The sequence below is a fragment of the Streptomyces sp. NPDC014891 genome, assembly GCF_043081085.1.
In the GTDB taxonomy this organism is placed as follows: Bacteria; Actinomycetota; Actinomycetes; order Streptomycetales; family Streptomycetaceae; genus Streptomyces.
Map to the genome: position 1 here is coordinate 620,488 of NZ_JBIBWF010000005.1, position 16,825 is coordinate 637,312.

Consider the following 16,825-nt stretch of genomic DNA (forward strand, 5'->3'; position numbering starts at 1 on the left):
GTCTGCGCGGGAGCGCGGCGTCGTCGATGCCCGCACCTAGTATCTCCGTTCTTGGGGGCGATCCGAACAGGAGGGGCGGAGAAGCTGTGGAATTCACCGGCGGAGCACGCCTTGAGGTCCGAATTACCAGCGCTGACGTGGGAAAACGTGTCTCCGTTCGGTACGTGACGGACTCGGCGACGGAGGGTGGGAAGTTCACCGACGCGGTCGGAGTTCTCACATCATGGGACAACGATGTGCTGCTGATCACACGAAAGGACGGCCGGAGCGTCCGGATCGCGGGATCCGCGCTGGCCGCCGGGAAGGTCGTGCCGCCCGCCCCGGCGCGCCGCCGCGGGCCCTCCGCCACCTTCCCGGAACTGGCCCGGGCCACCGCGCGCGCGTGGCAGCCGGTCGAGACCGAGGCGCTCGGCGACTGGACCCTGCGGGCCGCCGACGGATTCACCCGGCGGGCCAACTCGGTGCTCCCGCTCGGTGATCCGGGGCTGCCGACCGCCGACGCCCTCGCGCACGTGCGCGCGTGGTACGCGTCCCGGGGTCTCCCGGCGTACGTCCAGGCCGCCACCGGCGCCGAGGGCACCCAGGAGCTGCTCTGCGCGGAGCTCGAGCAGCACGGCTGGCGCCGCGAGGTCTCCGCCGAGGTGCGGATCGCGGCCCTGGCCCCCCTCGGCGACCTGGACGCCGACGTCTCCGCCGTACGCCTCTCCCGCACCGTCGACGAGTCGTGGCTGCACCGGTACCAGCGCTTCGGCGAGCCGGGCCCGGCGGTGCGGCCGGTGCTCCGGTCCGGGCCGAGTGTGTGGTTCGCGTCCGTGGCGGGCACGGGAGGGGTACCGGCGGCGATCGGGCGGTGCGTGGCCGACGGCCGCTGGGCCGGCTTCATGGCCGTCGAGGTGGACCCGGAGCAGCGGCGCCGGGGCCTGGCGACCTCCGTCATGACGGCGCTCGCCCGGCAGGCCCTCGACGAGGGCGCGTCGGCGGCCTGGCTCCAGGTGGAGGCGGACAACGACGGCGCGCGGGCGCTGTACGACGGGATGGGCTTCGCGCCGCACCACCACTACCACCACTACCGATGGGCGGAGGCGTGACGGAGGACGTACCACCACCGGACGGACCGGCGGACGGACCGGCGGACGGACCGGAGGGCCCGGAGGGCGGACCGCCCCGGCAGGGCGGGGACGCCGGCGAGAGCCCGGACCCGCCCGACTGGCGGCGCGAGTTCGCGGAGGAGGCGCGGTCGGAGCGGCCCGACCTCGCCCGGCTCTGCCTGCTGATCGGCGCGGTGGCCGACCCCGCCGTCACCCGGCACGTCCTGAACGAGGCCGAGATCGAGCTGGACCGCCTCGCCGGGCTCGTCCCGTACGCCACCCGGGCCGTCGGCGACTGGGCCACCGCCCTCGCCGCCCTCCTCGGCGGCCGTGAGGGCTTCGAGGGCGTGCCCGCCGACTACCAGCGCCTGGAGTCCTCCCTCCTCCACGAGGTGCTCAGGCGCCGCCGGGGCCTGCCGATCCTGCTCTCCGTCGTCTGGATGGAGGTCGCCCGCCGCGCCGGTGCCCCGGTGTACGGACTCGGGCTGCCCGGCCACTTCGTCGTGGGCTTCGGGGACCCCGCCGACCTGAACCTCGCCGACCCCTTCGCCGGCGGCCGTGCCATGACGGGCCCGGACGCCGAGCTGCTGGTGACGAGCACGACCGGCGAGGCCCTCGACCGCTCCATGCTCCGTCCGGCGGAGCCCGGGGCGATCGTGCTGCGGGTGCTCAACAACATCCGCGCGTGGGCGGCCTCCCGCCCGGAGCGCTCCGACGTGGCCCTGTGGGCGGTGGAACTCTCGCTGCTGCTCCCCTCGCACCCGGCGAGGCTCCGCTACGCGCGCGCCGAGCTGCTGGTCCAGCGCGGGGACTTCCTGACCGGTGCGGCGGAGATGGAGGCGTACGCGCAGGTCATGGACGCGGTGGACCCGGAGTCGGCGACGACGGTCCGCCGCCGGGCCCAGGCGGCCCGGGCGCGACTGAACTAGGCACGGGCCGTCCGTCCGCGCCTGAGGGTCCTGCGGCGGGCGTCACGAGGGGCGGGCCCCGGTGTGGTGCGCCGGGGCCCGAGAGCTGTGGAGGGGGCGGGGCGACCGGATTCGAACCGGCGTCCTCCGAGATGTCATCGCGGCGCATTACCTCTGTGCTACGACCCCGCCCTTGCGATGATCGTAACGGCTGAAGCGGCCGTGCGGCGACGGGGTTTCCGCCCGCCCGGGGTGCCGCGCCGCCCGCCGGGCGTCCCCGGTTCGGGCGGTGCGGCGGGGTGGATCAGACCTGCCAGTACTTGCGGATGTATCCCGTCAGCGTGGCGCTCGCGTGGTCGTGGTCGAGCAGGTTGACCTTCGCGCTCATCTGACCGCCGCCGGTCGAGTCCTCGAAGTTGCCCTCGCCCTTGAGGATCTTGAACGTGCCCGACGGGTACACCATGGTGTCCGAGGTCAGCGGCGCGGACAGCTCGTAGCTGATGTAGAGCTTGTCGCCGTCGCTCTCGGTGAGCGTCGCCGTCCCCTTGATGTCGTACTTGCCGGGGACGGTCGCGGTACAGGCCGTCTCGTCCTGGGCCCAGACGGCTCCGTTGACCGGCGCCCCGCCCGCGGTCCCCGCACCGGTCACCTTGTAGCCGTTGCAGCCGACGGTGTCCGGGTGTGTGGTCGCGACCACGCCGAAGTTGACGCTGATGGTGACTGTGGGCGGGTTCTCGATAGCGAACGAGGTGCCCGTCGTCAGTCCTGAGACCAGCACCGTCGCGACCCCCAGGCCCGCTGCGCGCGCAGCCCGACGCCGTGTGTTTCCTGCCATGTTCTCCCCCGGATGTGATGTGGACTGTGTCCAACGAGGCCTGTGTACAGGCCTGTTGACGACAGTTTCGCGGCCCGGGGGTCGCTCCGTCGAGCTTTTGAGACTGTTTTCTGGTTTTCCGTTTCAGATCCGGAATTTGCCGTTCATTCCCGCGAACCGCCCCGGGCGCGCCGGTGCGCGCCTCCCACCGGCCGCCGGACGTCCGGCGGCAGAATGCGGCCATGCCGCTGACCGCAGACATCCTCGTCGCCCTCGTCGCCCTGCTGCACGCCTACATCCTGGTGATGGAGATGTTCCTGTGGGAGAAGGACATCGGCCGCCGCTTCTCCGGGTTCGACGCGAAGACGGCACGCACCACCGCCGCCATGGCCGCGAACCAGGGGCTCTACAACGGCTTCCTCGCCGCCGGCCTCGTCTGGGGTCTCGTCGCGGACGACCCGGTCGCCTTCCCCGTCCGGGTCTTCTTCCTCGTCTGCGTGGTCGTCGCCGGCCTGTACGGCGCCGCCACCGCCAACCGGCGCATCCTCTTCGCCCAGGCACTGCCCGGCGCGCTCACGCTGTCCGCCGTCCTCGTCGCCCACTACTGAGGCGCACGGGGCCGCGAGGCCGCCCCGCGGGCGGGGTGGCCGTCCCCCGTCGCGGCACGCGCCGAGCCCCCGGCCGGGGTCTTCGGGCCGGGGGCTCGGGGAGCGCGGTCGGGGCCGTCAGCCCTTGGGGTTCAGCTCGATCGTCCTGGTGCGTTCGGCCTTGGTCTTGCCGAGGAGCGCCTCGTCCATCACGGACGCCACGTCGTCGGCCGAGACCTCCCGCTTGGTGCCGTCGGCGGCGGTGATCATGATGCCCTTGAAGGCGCCGTCGAGGAGGCGGTCGATCGCCTTGGTGTCGTAGACCGCGACCAGGCGGCCCTCGCTGGCCTTCATGGAGATGATCTGCGGCAGCGAGCGAGCGGGGCCGAACTGGATCTCCTTGCCGCCCGCCCGGACGGTGATGCGGTCGGACATGGCGGGTGTCGCGAACTCCTTCATCGCCCGGTCCAGTTCCGCCTTGCCGACGCTCGGCTGCCGGGTGGTGACCGGCAGCTCGACCAGCTTGCCCAGGCCGGTCTCCACCTGGGCGCGGAAGGCGTCCCGGACGGAGATCATCGAGCGCTGGACGTCGAGGCCCTTGCCGGGCTTGCCCTCGACGGGAGTCACCTTGTTCGGCGCGAACAGGATGGTGCCCTCGGTCGCCGAGCCGGACGCTCCCGCGAGGTCGGTGAGGGTGACGGCGAGCTTCTCCTCGTCGACCGGGAAGACCGGCTTGGCCACGCGCTCACCGCCGAAGAGGGAGCCGATGACCGAGACGGGGTTGTAGTCGCTGCCCGCGGCGGCGCGGACGGTCTCCACGCTGTCGAGGGCCAGGCCCGCGCGGTCCGGGGCGAGCTGGACCTGCTTGCCGTCGATGCCGAGCCGGATGGGGGCCCCGGCGCGCTTGCCGAGGGCCGCGTCCAGCTTGTTGACGGCCTCCTCCCTCGTACCGCCGCCGATGTCCACGCCGAGGACGGTGGTCCCCTTGGGAACGTCGGAGTGGTTGAGGAGCAGCCCGGCGCCGTAGGCGACCCCGGCCAGGCCGACGAGGCCGGCGGCGGCGAGGACCAGCTTGGAGCGGCCCTTCTTCGCCGGGGCGCCGCGGTCGGGCGCGGGAGCGGGTCGCGGAGCGGGGGCCGGGGCCGCCTGCTCCTCGATGCGGGGCGTGAGGTTCGGGCGGGCCGCCTTCGGCGGGACGACCGGGATGCCGCTGGTGAGGGTGTCGCCGGAGACGTGGCCGCCCCCGCCGTCGGCCGGCCGTCCCGGTCCGCCGGGACCGCCCCGGCCGGGGCCGGTCGGCGCGGGCGCCTGCGGGGTGAGGATCGCCGTGTCGTCGGACATGCGGGGAGCGCCGCCGGGGACGCCGCCGCCGGGGAACGGCGAGGCCGCGCCCTGGCCGGGGCCCGCCGGGCCGGGCCGGGCGGCCGGGCGGCCGCCGAGTGCCGCGGTGCCGGTGACCGGGCCGGTCGTGGGGCCGGTCGGGGCGTCGGGGCCGCGGTACGCGGGCGTGCCGCCGGCCGGGGTGCCCGTGTACATCGGGGTGCCGGCGGCCGGCGTGCCGGCGTAGAGCGGGTTCCCGGCGCCCGGGTGGGCGCCGCCCGCGGGGCCGTCGTACACCGGGGTGCCGCCGGCCGGGGTCCCCTCGTACACCGGGGTGCCGCCGGCGGGGGTCCCGTCGTGGACCGGGGCGCCGCCCGGCGGCGTGCCCGGGTGCATCGGGGTGCCGCCCGCGGGGGTGCCCTGGTACATCGGAGTGCCGGCGGCGGGCGTGCCGCCGTCGTAGAGCGGGTTGCCGCCGGTGGGCCTGCCCTGGGCGACCGGACGGCTCGACGGAGCGGTGCCGACCGTCGGGACGCCCGAGGTGGCGGAGCCGGCGAAGCCGGTGCCGCGGTCGTCCGGTCCGCCGGCGGCCGGGTGGGGCCGGGGGGCCGGCGCGGGGGCCGGGGGCAGCGCGGGCTCGGGGGCCGCGCTCGGGGGCGCCGACTTGCGCGGCGCGAACCAGTCGCTCGTCTCCTTCGCCTTGGGAGCCTCCTCGGCCTGCGGCGGCTCGGGGGCCGCCGTCGGCTCCGGCTCCGGCTCCGGCGCGGGAGCGGGCTCCGGCGCGGCGGCCGGGGAGGCCGTGGACGACTCGTTGACCGTGGTGCGGACCACGACGGGCGGGATCGGACGCGAACCCGGGATGTTGATCCGGATCCGGGTCGTCAGCGTCGTCTCGGTCTTGGGCTCCTCGGGCGCGGACGCGGCGGCACTCTCCTCCGGCGCGTCCTGCGTGGGGTGGAGCGACGGATACTGGCGGGATCCGTACGGCGGTGTACCCGAGGGGTACGCGGCTCCACCGCGCCCCTGGGCGCCGGAGGACGAACTGTCAGTCTCTCGACCAGTTTCACGACTCAAAGCAGGATCTCCCGGTTGGCTCCACCGCCCGCTCTTGCTGATGCTCGTATGACCCGGGCGGTTCGGCGGCGCGCACCACCATACTGGGCGCCGCCCTCGCATAGCTGACCCGTGGGTGGCTGACGACGGTCAATCCGGCCGAAGTCAGGGCGTCCGCGGACTCAACTCGTCCTGTTCACGGGATCGGTCGGGGCAGCCGGGCCAGCGTGGTGCACATCACAGCGATCGCCATGCCCCCGAAGAGGTAGAGCAGCTCGCCGACGCCGCCGGCGAACGCCCCGTCGCCCTCCGGGCGTCCGAGGCTGAGGAGGATGACGGCGAGGAGCCAGCCGACACCGCCCGCGACGACGCCGACCTGGGTCTCGGTGGCCCGGAGTCCCCCGTAGAAGAGGGCGGCCGTCGCGAGGAGGGCGAGGATCAAGCCCAGCGGGAGCCAGGCGGCTTGGACGAGGGAGCCCGCGGTCCCGACGAGCAGTCCGAGGACGCCGAGGCCCGCGTACCAGGCGAATCGGACGTTGCGGGAGACGGCGGGCGTACGGGGCGCGGAGGGCCTGCCGGGGGCGGGCTTCGCGGACGGCGTGGGGCTCATGGGGTCACTCCGGCGAAGAGGTCCGTCTCGCGGGTGCCCGCGGGGGCGCCGGGGACGCCTCGGACCAACTCGTAGTACTCGGTGGTGAGGATCGGCTGGCCGAGGTCGTTCGAGAGGGCGAAGAACGGGCCGTCGACCGCGACTTGGGTGGCGTGCGCGGCCATCGCCGCGCTCTTGGCCGCGATGTGCTCCGGTCCGGCGGCGATCTCGGCGGTGATCCGGTCCTCGTCGACGACGCCGGGGACGTCGCCGACGGCGGCGACGGCCGGGAAGGCGGAGCCCTCGGCGCGGAGCCGGGCGAAGCCGGCCTCCACGACCGGCCGCGGGACCCGGTTCCAGTAGATCTTGGCGATCGTGTGGGCCGCTCCGAGGTCGGGGCGGTAGGCGGGGTCGGCGGCGAGGTCCGCGGCGCGCATGGCGACCCGGTGGGCCTGGATGTGGTCCGGGTGGCCGTAGCCGCCGTCGGGGTCGTAGGTGACGAGGACCTGCGGGCGGGTCTCCCGGACGACCTCGACGAGAGCGGGGGCCGCCGTGTCGACGTCGGTGTTCCAGAAGGCGTCGGCGCGCTCGTTCTGCTCGGCGCCCATCATTCCGGAGTCGCGGAAGCGCCCGGGGCCGCCGAGGAACCGGTGGTCGGTGACGCCGAGCTCGGCCATCGCGGCGGCGAGTTCGCCGACCCGGTGCGGGCCGAGCCGGTCGTCCCGGTCGGGGGCCAGGTGGGCGAGCTCGGGCGGGATGACCTCGCCCTCCTCGCCGAGCGTGCAGGTGACCAGGGTGACGAGGGCGCCCTCGGCCGCGTACCTGGCCATGGTGGCGCCGTTGTTGATCGACTCGTCGTCCGGGTGCGCGTGCACGAGCAGCAGACGGCGGGCGGGGAGATCGGACATGTCCCCACCCTACGAGGTCGGCACCCCGCGGGGTCGGCGCGCGGGGGGCACCGTCAGAACTTGAGGCCGCCGACCATGTTCGCCACGTTCGTGGTGAGGGTGCTGATGGACGGGGCGATGGACGAGCTGGCCAGGTAGAAGCCCAGGAGCGCGCTGATCGCCGCGTGTCCCGCCTTCAACCCGGATTTCCGGATCAGAAGGAAGACGACGATCGCCAGCAGCACCACCACGGAGATCGAGAGTGCCACGGCGGTTCACCTCCACACTTCTTCGGTCGGATATTCGAGTGGTTCGGTCGATCAGCATGTGCCAGGGGACAGGCCCGTCGGATGCATACCCACCTAGCGCTACGGATCATAACTATCCGTGCGGCCGCATCGATCGGCGGACGGAGGCACGAGGGGGGCGCACAGCGCTAGTTTCAGCCGCATGACCTCGTCTCGACAGCAGCCGGCCCCACCCACCGCCGCGCTCTCCTTCCCCCGCCGCCACGCCCGGACCCAGCGGTTCACCCTGGGGGTCCCGCGCGCCTTCTCGGTCTCCCCGGACGGGGAGCGCGTCGTCTTCGTCCGGGCCGCGTCCGGCGCGGACCGCACGCACCGGCTCTGGGTCCTCGACCTTCCCCGCGGCGGCGCGCCCGCCGAGCGGGTCGCGGCCGACCCGGAGGTGCTTCTGGCGGGCGGCGAGGAGGAGTTGTCGGCACAGGAGCGGGCGCGCCGGGAGCGGAGCCGGGAGGGCTCGGCCGGCGTGGTGGCGTACGCGGTGGACGGAGCCGTGGAGTTGGCGGCCTTCGCCCTGTCGGGGCGGCTGTTCACGGCGGAGCTGCGGGCGGGCACGGCGCGGGAGCTGCCGGTGCCGGGGCCGGTGATCGACCCCCGGCCCTCGCCGGACGGCCGCCTCGTCGCGTACGTGGCGGAGGGCGCGCTGCGGGTGGTGGGGGCGGACGGTTCGGGCGACCGCGGGGTGGCCGTTCCGGAGGAGCCGGAGGTGACCTACGGATTGGCCGAATTCATCGCCTCCGAGGAGATGAGCCGCGACCGGGGCTTCTGGTGGTCCCCGGCCTCGGACCGGCTGCTCGTGGCGCGCGTCGACGACCGGGCGGTGGGGCGCTGGTGGATCGCGGACCCGGCGCGTCCGGACCGGGAGCCGCAGCCGGTGGCGTACCCGGCGGCGGGGACGGCCAACGCCGACGTGCGGCTGTTCGTCGTGGGCCTCGACGGGTCCCGCACGGAGGTGCGGTGGGACCGCGAGCGGTACCCCTACCTCGCGCGCGTGCACTGGTCGGGCGGCGGGGCGCCGCTGCTGCTCGTCCAGGCCCGGGACCAGCGGGAGCAGGTGTTCCTGGCGGTGGACACGGAGTCCGGGGAGACCGCGGCCGTGCGGGAGGAGCGGGACCCGGTGTGGCTGGAAGTGCTGCCCGGGGTGCCGGCCTGGTCCCCGGACGGTGCGCTGGTGCGGCTCACGGACGAGACCGGGGCGCGGGCCCTGGCCGTGGGCGACCGGGTGCTGACCGACGCCGCCCTGCATGTCCGGGCCGTGCTCGACGTCGGCGAGGAGGACGTGCTGGTGTCGGCGTCGGCGGGCGAGGACGCGGCGCTCCCGGAGACCGGCGAGGTCCATGTGTACCGGGTGACCGGCCGGGGCGCGGAGCGGCTGTCCGAGGGGCCCGGGGTGCACGGCGCGGTGCGGTCGGGGGCGGTGACCGTCCTGGTGTCGGCGCGGCCGGAGGAGCCGGGTGCGGTGGCGCGGGTGCTGCGGGACGGCGAGCAGGTCGCGGTCGTGGCCTCGTACGCCCAGGATCCGGTGCTCCGCGCGCGCGTGCGGCTCACGCAGGCCGGCGAGCGGCGGATCCCCTGCGCGGTGCTGCTGCCCTCGGGATACACGGAGGGGGACGGGCCGCTGCCGGTCCTGATGGATCCGTACGGGGGGCCGCACGGGCCGCGGGTGCTCGCCGCGCACAACGCGCACCTGACGTCCCAGTGGTTCGCCGACCAGGGCTTCGCGGTGGTCGTGGCGGACGGCCGGGGGACCCCGGGCCGCTCCCCCGCCTGGGAGAAGGCGGTCGCCCGGGACTTCGGGCCGACCCTCGACGACCAGGTGGACGCCCTCCACGGCCTGGCGGGGCGCTTCCCGCTGGACCTGGGACGGGTGGCGGTCCGGGGCTGGTCGTACGGCGGCTACCTGGCCGCTCGGGCGGTGCTGCGGCGGCCGGACGTGTTCCACGCGGCGGTGGTGGGGGCGCCGGTGACGGACTGGCGGCTGTACGACACGCACTACACCGAGCGGTACCTCGGCACTCCGCAGGACGATCCCGGGGTGTACGCGGCGCAGTCGCTGCTCACCGACGACGGGCTGTCCGCGCCGGAGGAGCCCGCCCGTCCGATGATGATCGTGCACGGTCTCGCGGACGACAACGTGGTCGTCGCGCACGCGCTGCGGCTCTCCTCGGCCCTGCTCGCGGCGGGCCGGCCGCACGAGGTGCTGCCGCTGTCCGGGGTCACCCACATGACACCGCAGGAGCAGGTCGCGGAGAACCTGCTGCTGCTCCAGGTCGACTTCCTGAAGCGGTCCCTGGGCTCGCCGCGGGACTGAGTCACCAGCCGGGCGGCGGCGGGTAGGGCGGGGCCGGGGCCGGCATCCCGGCCGGCGGGCGGGGGCCGGGGGCGCCTGCGGGGGCGCCGCGCCCGGCGAGGAAGACGAGGACCGCGAGGCCGCCGAGGAGTCCGAAGAAGGCGGTGAGGACGGTCAGCCGGCCGTAGGCCGGCAGGTCGGCGAAGTGGCCGACCAGTTCGTAGCGGGTGGTCCTGGCCACCGCGGCGAGTCCGCCGGCCGTCAGGAAGGCCCCGCCGAGCAGTCCGAAGGCCCGGCTGTGGCGGGCCCGTAAGAAGGCGGAGACGGCGCCGGTCCCGTACAGGCCGACGAGGGTCAGCGCCAGCCAGGCGGGCGGCGGCGCGAGGCCCGCCTTCATGATCGAGCGGCCGCCGGTGAAGCGGTCGACGGTGGCCTCCAGGGGGAGCTCGCCGGCCCAGTACAGCTCCCACAGGGTCAGGACGAGCGCGCCGGTCGCGAGGAGGGCGCCCGCGGCGACGGCGGGGCCGGTGCGCGGGCGCCCGGGCAGCGGCTCGCGCGAGGCGGCCGCGGGGCCGCGGCCGACGGCGGCGGTGACGACCAGGGCGGCGGCCAGGGCGAGTTCGACCAGGGCGGTGAGCAGGGCGCCGCTGTCGGGCTCCCAGAGTCCGGGGAGCCGCAGGGCGAGCGTGACGGTGCCGGTGGCGGCGAGCGCGGAGGCCGCGTGCCGGGACCGGAGGGCGGCGACCGCGGCGGCCGAGGAGGCGACGAGCAGCACGGCGTCGACCAGGGAGGTGGCGGGCCGGCCCCGGACGGGCAGGTGCGAGTCGCCGGCCCAGTGCCAGGCGAGGTCGACGGGCGAGCCGAGCGCGGCGAGGTCCTTGAGGATCCACCCGGCGCAGGTGAGGGCGAGCGCGGCGCAGAGCGCGGCGCCCGTGAGACGTGCCGGTCGTGTCACAGTCACGGACCCGATACTCACGGTCGCCACGGAGCGAGACAAGCGGTTCCGCGAAACCCGTGGGACGGGGGGAACGCACGGGTCCGGGCCGGGGCGACAAGGCTCGCCCCGGCCCGGCTCACGGCACCCGCACGGCCGTACGCTGGACAGCCTGGCGTGTTCGTATATCGGATCCGATTCCGTCGAGTTGCCGCGGGGTTACGGCGCGTCGGGCTTCCTGAACGGGTCCGTGCCCTCATCCGGCGGCGCGTCGGTGGAACCCGGCCGTACGCCGGGGCCCGGGTCGCCCGGCTCCGGGGGGACGACCTGCTTCTCCTCCGCGAAGTGGCAGGCCGAGTCGTGCCTGGCCGGGCTGTCCGTGAGGCGGAAGACGGCCGGGACGGCCAGCTCCGGCACCTCCAGGGCGCAGCGCTCCTGGGCCTTCCAGCAGCGGGTGCGGAAGCGGCAGCCGGAGGGGATGTTCGCCGGGGAGGGCACGTCGCCGGTGAGGATGATGCGTTCGCGGTGGGCGCGGGCCTCGGGGTCGGGGACGGGGACGGCGGAGAGCAGCGCCTGGGTGTAGGGGTGGGTGGGGTGGTCGTAGATCTGGGCGTCGGTGCCGATCTCGACGATCCGGCCGAGGTACATGACGCCGACCCGGTCGGAGATGTGGCGCACGATCGAGAGGTCGTGGGCGATGAAGACGTAGGACAGGGAGAACTCGGACTGGAGGTTCCCCATCAGGTTGATGACCTGGGCCTGGACGGAGACGTCGAGGGCGGAGACCGGTTCGTCGGCGACGATGATCTCGGGCTGGAGGGCGAGGCCGCGGGCGATGCCGATGCGCTGGCGCTGGCCGCCGGAGAACTGGTGCGGGTAGCGGTTGATGTACTCGGGGTTGAGTCCGACGACGTCCAGGAGGTCCTGGACCTTGCGGCGCCGGTCGCCCTTGGGGGCGACCTCGGGGTGGATCTCGTACGGCTCTCCGATGATGTCGCCGACGGTCATGCGGGGGTTGAGCGAGGTGTACGGGTCCTGGAACACCATCTGGATGTTGCGGCGGACCGCCTTGAGCGCGCGCGGGGAGAGCTTGCTGATGTCCTCGCCCTTGTAGCGGATCGAGCCGGAGGTCGGCCGCTCCAGGTTGACGAGCATCTTCGCGACCGTCGACTTTCCGCAGCCGGACTCGCCGACGATGCCGAGGGTCTCGCCGGCGTGCAGGTCGAAGTCGACTCCGTCGACGGCCTTGACCGAGCCGACCTGCTTCTTGAAGACGATGCCCTGGGTGAGCGGGTAGTGCTTGTGGAGGTCCCGGACTTCGAGAATCGCCTCAGCCATGGAGGCACTCCTTCCAGAAGTGGCAGGCGCTGGAGCGCGGTACCGGGGACTCGGTCACGTCGTAGAGCGGGGGCACGTCGGTGCGGCAGACGTCCTGTGCCATGGGGCAGCGGGGGTTGAAGGCGCAGCCGGGCGGGATGGCGAGGAGGTTGGGCGGGAGTCCCTTGATCGCGTAGAGCTCCTGGCCCTTCTGGTCCAGCCGCGGGATGGAGTCGAGCAGGCCGCGGGTGTAGGGATGGGCGGGCGCCTTGTAGATCTCGTGGACGGGGGCCTGTTCGACGATCCGGCCGGCGTACATGACGGCGATCTTGTCGGCGACGTCGGCGACGACGCCGAGGTCGTGGGTGATGAGGATCAGCCCCATGTTGAGTTCGCGCTGCAGTTCGGCGAGGAGGTCCATGACCTGGGCCTGGACGGTGACGTCGAGGGCCGTGGTGGGCTCGTCGGCGATGATCAGCTCGGGTTCGAGGGCGAGCGCCATCGCGATCATGATGCGCTGGCGCATACCGCCGGAGAACTGGTGCGGGTACTGGCCGACGCGTTCCTTGGCGGCGGGGATGCGGACCCGGTCCATCAGTTCGACGGCCTTGGCCCGGGAGTCCTTCCGGGACATGCCCTGGTGGACCTGGAACATCTCGCCGAGCTGGTCGCCGACGCTGAGGACGGGGTTGAGGGAGGACAGCGCGTCCTGGAAGACCATCGCCATCTTGGCGCCGCGGATCTTGCGCCGCTCGTCCTCCTTGAGCTTCAGCAGGTCCTGGCCCTGGAAGAGGATCTCGCCCCGGCTGATCCGGCCCGGGGGGATGTCGAGGATGCCCATGACGGCCTGGGCGGTGACGGACTTGCCGGAGCCGGACTCGCCGAGGACGGCGAGGGTCTCCCCCGCGTCGACGGAGTAGTCGACGCCGTTGACGGCCTTGGCCACCCCGTCGCGGGTGTGGAACTCCACGTGGAGGTCGCGCACTTCGAGCAGCATGGGTCGCTACCTCAGCTTCGGGTCGAGGGCGTCGCGGACGGCGTCGCCGAGCATGATGAAGGCGAGCACGGTGATGGCGAGCGCGCCGGCCGGCCAGAGCAGCATGTGGGGCGCGTTGCGGATGTACTGGGAGGCCGAGGAGATGTCGATGCCCCAGGACACGGTCGGCGGCTTCAGCCCGACGCCGAGGTAGGACAGTGTCGCCTCCAGCGCGATGTACGTGCCGAGGGCGATGGTCGCGACGACGATCACCGGGGCGATGGCGTTGGGCGTGATGTGCCGGAGCATCATCCGGGAGTTGGAGGCTCCGAGGGCCCGGGCGGCCTGTACGTAGTCGTTCTGTTTGGCGGTGATGACGGAGCCGCGGGCGATGCGGGAGAGCTGCGGCCAGCCGAGCAGGACCATGAAGCCGATGACGGGCCAGACGGTGGAGCTGGTCACCACGGAGAGCAGCACCAGGCCGCCGAGGACGACGGGGATGGCGAAGAAGACGTCGGTGATCCGGGAGAGGACGCCGTCCCAGGCGCCGCCGAAGAAGCCGGCGAGGCCGCCGAGGATGCTGCCGAGGACGGCGACGCCGAGGGTGGCGAGGACGCCGACGGTGACGGAGGTGCGGGCGCCGTAGACGGTGCGGGTGTAGACGTCGCAGCCCTGGCCGTTGAAGCCGAAGGGGTGGCCGGGCTGGGAGCCCTCCTGTGCCTTGGCGAGGTCGCAGTCGAGCGGGTCCCCGGAGGCGATCAGCTGGGGCCAGATGGAGATGACGACCAGGAAGAGGATCACCAGCGAGGAGACGATGAAGATGGGGTTGCGGCGCAGGTCGCGCCAGGCGTCGGACCACAGGGAGCGGGGCTTCTTGTCGGCGCCGGTGCCGAGGGGGCCGCCGGGCGTCCGCTCCAGGGTCTCCCCCTCGGCCGTCGCGAGGTCGGACGCGCCTCCGGCGCCGGTGGGCGCGATGGCGCGGCCCTCTTCGTACGACTCCAGCGGCTCGGGCTGCTCAGGCATAGCGAATCCTCGGGTCAAGGACGGCGTACAGGAGGTCGACCAGGAGGTTGGCCAGCAGGAACACCAGCACGAGGATGGTCACGAAGCCCACCACGGTCTGGGTGTTCTGGCGGACGATGCCCTGGTAGAGCTGGTAGCCGACGCCGTGGATGTTGAAGATCCGTTCGGTGACGATGGCTCCGCCCATCAGAGCGCCGACGTCGGCGCCGATGAACGTCACGACGGGGATGAGGCTGTTGCGCAGCAGGTGCCGGCTGATGACGCGGCGGCGGGGCAGGCCCTTGGCGACGGCGGTGCGGACGTAGTCGGCGCGCTTGTTCTCGGCGATCGAGGTCCGGGTGAGCCGGGTGACGTAGGCCAGCGAGACCGAGGCGAGGACCAGGCCCGGGACGATGAGTTCGGAGAAGGTGGCCTCGGGCGAGACCGCCGGTTTGATCCAGCCCCACTTGACGCCGAGGAGCAGCTGGACGAGGAGGCCGGTGACGAAGGTCGGGACGGAGAGGACGACCAGGGTCAGCAGCAGGACGGTGGTGTCGACGGGGCGGCCCCGCTTGAGGCCGGTGACGACGCCGAGGCTGATGCCGATGACGATCTCGAAGAGGATCGCGACGATGGTGAGCCGGATGGTGACGGGGAAGGCGCTGGCCATCAGTTCGGTGACGGGCTGGCCGTTGAAGGCGGTGCCGAAGTCTCCGGTGAAGACGTTGCCCATGTAGGTGAGGTATTGCTGCCAGACGGGCTTGTCGAGGCCGAACTCCTTCTCCAGCTGGGCGGCGGTCGCCGGGTCGCACTGGCGGTCGCCGCACAGTCCGGCGATGGGATCGCCCATCACGTTCACCATCAGGAAGATCAACAGCGTGGCGCCGAAGAAGACCGGGATCATCTGCAGCAGCCGCCGGATCACATATCGACCCATGGGGGGCTCCGGGGGTTGGCTCCGGGAAGGGGGGTGGCTCGGCGTGGCGGGGTGCGGGGAAGTCGTACGGCCCGGCGGCGCGGGGGGTCCGCGGGCCGGGCCGTACGCCTCCGACCTGCTACGACGTCAGTTGACCTTGATCTGGTCGTAGACCGGGACGCTGAACGGGTTCAGGGTGACGTTGCCGACCCGCTCCGAGTAGCCGGCGCTGCCGTTCTGGTACCAGAGCGGGATGGCCCCCATGTCGTCGCGGAGGACCTCCTCCGCCTGCTGGAAGAGGCCGATGGCCTTCGCGGTGTCGGCCTCGGCGTTCGCCTCGTTCACCAGCTTGTCGAACTGCGGGTCGGTGTACTTGCCGTCGTTGGACGAGGCGTTGGTGTAGTACAGCGGCTGCAGGAAGTTCTGGATGAGCGGGTAGTCCATCTGCCAGCCGGCCCGGAAGGGGCCGTCCATCTTCGACTGGGTGACCTGGTTGCGGAAGTCGGCGAAGGTGCCGACCGGGTTGCCGACGCAGGCCTTGTTGTTGCCGAGGGCGCGGTTGATGGAGTTGCAGACCGCGTCGACCCATTCCTTGTGGGAGCCGGTGTCGGCGTTGTACGAGATCTTCATGGTGCCGCCGGGGATGCCGCCGCCCTCGGCGACGAGCTTCTTCGCCTCCGCGGCGTCGTACTTGCAGAAGTCGCCGCAGACGTCCTTGAAGCCGCCGTCCTCGCCGAGGACCGGGGAGGTCCAGTCGACGGCGGGGGTCCGGGTCTTCTGGAAGATCGTCTGGGTGATCTGGTCGCGGTCGATCGCCATGGAGAGGCCCTGCCGGAGCTTCTCCTGTCCGGGCTTGTTCCAGGCCGGGTCGTAGAACGGGAACGACAGGGTCTGGATGATGCCGGCCGGGACGTTGATGTACCGGTCGCCGAGGTCGGCTTCGACGTTCTTGAGCTGGGAGGCGGGGACGTCGTCGACGAGGTCGAGGTTGCCGGCCGTCAGGTCGGTGTAGGCGGTGTTGTTGTCGGTGTAGACCTTGAGGGTGATGCCGCCGTTCTGGGCCTTGTCGGGGCCCGGGTAGGCGTCCCAGCGCTTGAGGGCCATCTGGGAGCCCTTGGAGTACGAGTCGACGGTGTACGGGCCGTTGCCCACCGGCTTCGACAGCCAGGCGGCGTGGTCCGTGTAGAAGGTCTGCGGGAGCGGGGAGAAGGCCGCGTAGCCCAGGGTGATGGGCCAGGTGGAGAACTTCTGGGTGAGCTTGACCGTGAAGGTCTGGGGGCCGGTGACCTTGAGGCCGGACATCGTCTCGGCGGTCGGTTCGCCCTTCTCGGGGTGGACCTGGTCGTAGCCCTCGATCTGGCCGAAGAAGTAGGCGTTCTTCTGGTTGTTCTTCAGGTTCGCGCCGTAGTTCCAGGCGTCGACGAAGGACTTCGCGGTGACCTTCTCGCCGTTGGAGAAGGTCCAGCCGTCCTTCACCGTGATCGTGAAGTTGGTCGAGTCGGTCGTCTCGATCTTCTCGGCGAGCATGTCCTTGGCCTCGCCGGTCTTCGGGTCGTACTGCTTGAGCCCGCGGAAGATCATGGAGAGGACCTTGCCGCCCTGGACCTCGTTGGTGTTGGCGGGCTCCAGCGGGTTCTGCGGGTCGCCCCACGAGGAGCTCACGATGCCGTCGGCCCCTCCGCCGCCGCCGCTGTCGCCGCCGCCGCAGGCGGTCGCCGCGAGGGCGACGGCGGTGGCCAGAGCGGCCCACTTGGCGTGCGTGGCTCCGCGCATGGAGTGCCTCCCGAATGTCCTAAGTATGACTTAGGCCCCAATATCACCCGATACTGACGGGGGTGCACT

15 protein-coding genes and 1 tRNA gene are annotated in these 16,825 nt (G+C 72.8%); 4 read left to right on the forward strand and 12 right to left on the reverse strand.

What is annotated here, in order from left to right; genetic code table 11:
- Positions 1 to 86 precede the first annotated feature (86 nt).
- Together ACF09E_RS18115 and ACF09E_RS18120 are read left to right on the forward strand one after the other, a co-directional pair.
- Positions 87 to 1,088 carry a GNAT family N-acetyltransferase gene (locus ACF09E_RS18115; RefSeq protein ID WP_392206053.1) on the forward strand — a complete coding sequence of 334 codons (1,002 nt, stop codon included), beginning with the start codon at positions 87 to 89 and terminating at the stop codon, positions 1,086 to 1,088.
- Positions 1,085 to 2,017, forward strand: coding sequence for a tetratricopeptide repeat protein (locus ACF09E_RS18120; RefSeq protein ID WP_392206054.1), 933 nt, complete (start codon positions 1,085 to 1,087; stop codon positions 2,015 to 2,017). The genes ACF09E_RS18115 and ACF09E_RS18120 overlap by 4 nt, the downstream gene beginning before the upstream one ends.
- A 95-nt stretch (positions 2,018 to 2,112) precedes the next feature.
- Here ACF09E_RS18120 and ACF09E_RS18125 read toward each other — a convergent pair.
- Positions 2,113 to 2,187 (reverse strand) — tRNA-Val (locus ACF09E_RS18125).
- Positions 2,188 to 2,300: 113 nt separating this feature from the next.
- Complete coding sequence (locus tag ACF09E_RS18130) at positions 2,301 to 2,774, reverse strand: hypothetical protein (RefSeq protein WP_392206055.1); 474 nt, start codon at positions 2,772 to 2,774, stop codon at positions 2,301 to 2,303.
- 278 nt (positions 2,775 to 3,052) lie between these two features.
- On the opposite strand from ACF09E_RS18130, the gene ACF09E_RS18135 reads away from it, so the two are divergent.
- Entirely contained in the window at positions 3,053 to 3,418 is a 366-nt protein-coding gene (locus tag ACF09E_RS18135; protein ID WP_392206056.1) for a DUF1304 domain-containing protein, read from the forward strand.
- Between the two features lie 117 nt (positions 3,419 to 3,535).
- On the opposite strand, the gene ACF09E_RS18140 is transcribed toward ACF09E_RS18135, so the two are convergent.
- The 4 genes from ACF09E_RS18140 to ACF09E_RS18155 form a co-directional block, all read right to left on the reverse strand.
- Positions 3,536 to 5,893, reverse strand: a complete 2,358-nt coding sequence (locus ACF09E_RS18140) for a hypothetical protein (protein ID WP_392206057.1) — start codon at positions 5,891 to 5,893, stop codon at positions 3,536 to 3,538.
- A gap of 73 nt (positions 5,894 to 5,966) precedes the next feature.
- Positions 5,967 to 6,380, reverse strand: coding sequence for a DUF6113 family protein (locus ACF09E_RS18145; RefSeq protein ID WP_392206058.1), 414 nt, complete (start codon positions 6,378 to 6,380; stop codon positions 5,967 to 5,969).
- The gene (gene mshB, locus ACF09E_RS18150; RefSeq protein WP_392206059.1) at positions 6,377 to 7,267 is read right to left on the reverse strand and encodes an N-acetyl-1-D-myo-inositol-2-amino-2-deoxy-alpha-D-glucopyranoside deacetylase; all 891 of its coding nucleotides are present in this window, start codon (positions 7,265 to 7,267) and stop codon (positions 6,377 to 6,379) included. Before mshB ends, ACF09E_RS18145 begins: the two co-directional genes overlap by 4 nt.
- A gap of 53 nt (positions 7,268 to 7,320) precedes the next feature.
- The gene (locus tag ACF09E_RS18155; RefSeq protein WP_030320669.1) at positions 7,321 to 7,515 is read right to left on the reverse strand and encodes a hypothetical protein; all 195 of its coding nucleotides are present in this window, start codon (positions 7,513 to 7,515) and stop codon (positions 7,321 to 7,323) included.
- Positions 7,516 to 7,696: 181 nt separating this feature from the next.
- Here ACF09E_RS18155 and ACF09E_RS18160 point away from each other — a divergent pair, with 181 nt between their 5' ends.
- Positions 7,697 to 9,859, forward strand: a complete 2,163-nt coding sequence (locus ACF09E_RS18160) for a prolyl oligopeptidase family serine peptidase (protein ID WP_392206060.1) — start codon at positions 7,697 to 7,699, stop codon at positions 9,857 to 9,859.
- 1 nt (position 9,860) lies between these two features.
- Here ACF09E_RS18160 and ACF09E_RS18165 read toward each other — a convergent pair whose 3' ends face one another.
- The 6 genes from ACF09E_RS18165 to ACF09E_RS18190 form a co-directional block, all read right to left on the reverse strand.
- Entirely contained in the window at positions 9,861 to 10,799 is a 939-nt protein-coding gene (locus ACF09E_RS18165) for a hypothetical protein (protein ID WP_392206061.1), read from the reverse strand.
- 192 nt (positions 10,800 to 10,991) lie between these two features.
- Positions 10,992 to 12,110 (reverse strand): ABC transporter ATP-binding protein, encoded by a 1,119-nt coding sequence (locus ACF09E_RS18170; RefSeq protein ID WP_392206062.1) that lies wholly within the window; start codon positions 12,108 to 12,110, stop codon positions 10,992 to 10,994.
- Complete coding sequence (locus tag ACF09E_RS18175) at positions 12,103 to 13,086, reverse strand: ABC transporter ATP-binding protein (RefSeq protein ID WP_392206063.1); 984 nt, start codon at positions 13,084 to 13,086, stop codon at positions 12,103 to 12,105. The genes ACF09E_RS18170 and ACF09E_RS18175 overlap by 8 nt, the downstream gene beginning before the upstream one ends.
- Positions 13,087 to 13,092: 6 nt before the next feature.
- Positions 13,093 to 14,088, reverse strand: coding sequence for an ABC transporter permease (locus ACF09E_RS18180; RefSeq protein ID WP_361861249.1), 996 nt, complete (start codon positions 14,086 to 14,088; stop codon positions 13,093 to 13,095).
- Positions 14,081 to 15,004, reverse strand: a complete 924-nt coding sequence (locus tag ACF09E_RS18185) for an ABC transporter permease (protein ID WP_073911962.1) — start codon at positions 15,002 to 15,004, stop codon at positions 14,081 to 14,083. The genes ACF09E_RS18180 and ACF09E_RS18185 overlap by 8 nt, the downstream gene beginning before the upstream one ends.
- 126 nt (positions 15,005 to 15,130) lie before the next feature.
- Entirely contained in the window at positions 15,131 to 16,756 is a 1,626-nt protein-coding gene (locus ACF09E_RS18190; protein WP_392206064.1) for an ABC transporter substrate-binding protein, read from the reverse strand.
- Positions 16,757 to 16,825 lie beyond the last annotated feature (69 nt).

What these genes read in the sequence shown, in the direction of transcription:
- ACF09E_RS18135 (WP_392206056.1), top strand. Translation starts at nt 3,053, where the DNA reads ATGCCGCTGACCGCAGACATCCTCGTCGCCCTCGTCGCCCTGCTGCAC.
- ACF09E_RS18140 (WP_392206057.1), bottom strand. Translation starts at nt 5,893, where the DNA reads ATGCGAGGGCGGCGCCCAGTATGGTGGTGCGCGCCGCCGAACCGCCCG.
- ACF09E_RS18145 (WP_392206058.1), bottom strand. Translation starts at nt 6,380, where the DNA reads ATGAGCCCCACGCCGTCCGCGAAGCCCGCCCCCGGCAGGCCCTCCGCG.
- mshB (WP_392206059.1), bottom strand. Translation starts at nt 7,267, where the DNA reads ATGTCCGATCTCCCCGCCCGCCGTCTGCTGCTCGTGCACGCGCACCCG.
- ACF09E_RS18160 (WP_392206060.1), top strand. Translation starts at nt 7,697, where the DNA reads ATGACCTCGTCTCGACAGCAGCCGGCCCCACCCACCGCCGCGCTCTCC.
- ACF09E_RS18170 (WP_392206062.1), bottom strand. Translation starts at nt 12,110, where the DNA reads ATGGCTGAGGCGATTCTCGAAGTCCGGGACCTCCACAAGCACTACCCG.
- ACF09E_RS18175 (WP_392206063.1), bottom strand. Translation starts at nt 13,086, where the DNA reads ATGCTGCTCGAAGTGCGCGACCTCCACGTGGAGTTCCACACCCGCGAC.
- ACF09E_RS18180 (WP_361861249.1), bottom strand. Translation starts at nt 14,088, where the DNA reads ATGCCTGAGCAGCCCGAGCCGCTGGAGTCGTACGAAGAGGGCCGCGCC.
- ACF09E_RS18185 (WP_073911962.1), bottom strand. Translation starts at nt 15,004, where the DNA reads ATGGGTCGATATGTGATCCGGCGGCTGCTGCAGATGATCCCGGTCTTC.
- ACF09E_RS18190 (WP_392206064.1), bottom strand. Translation starts at nt 16,756, where the DNA reads ATGCGCGGAGCCACGCACGCCAAGTGGGCCGCTCTGGCCACCGCCGTC.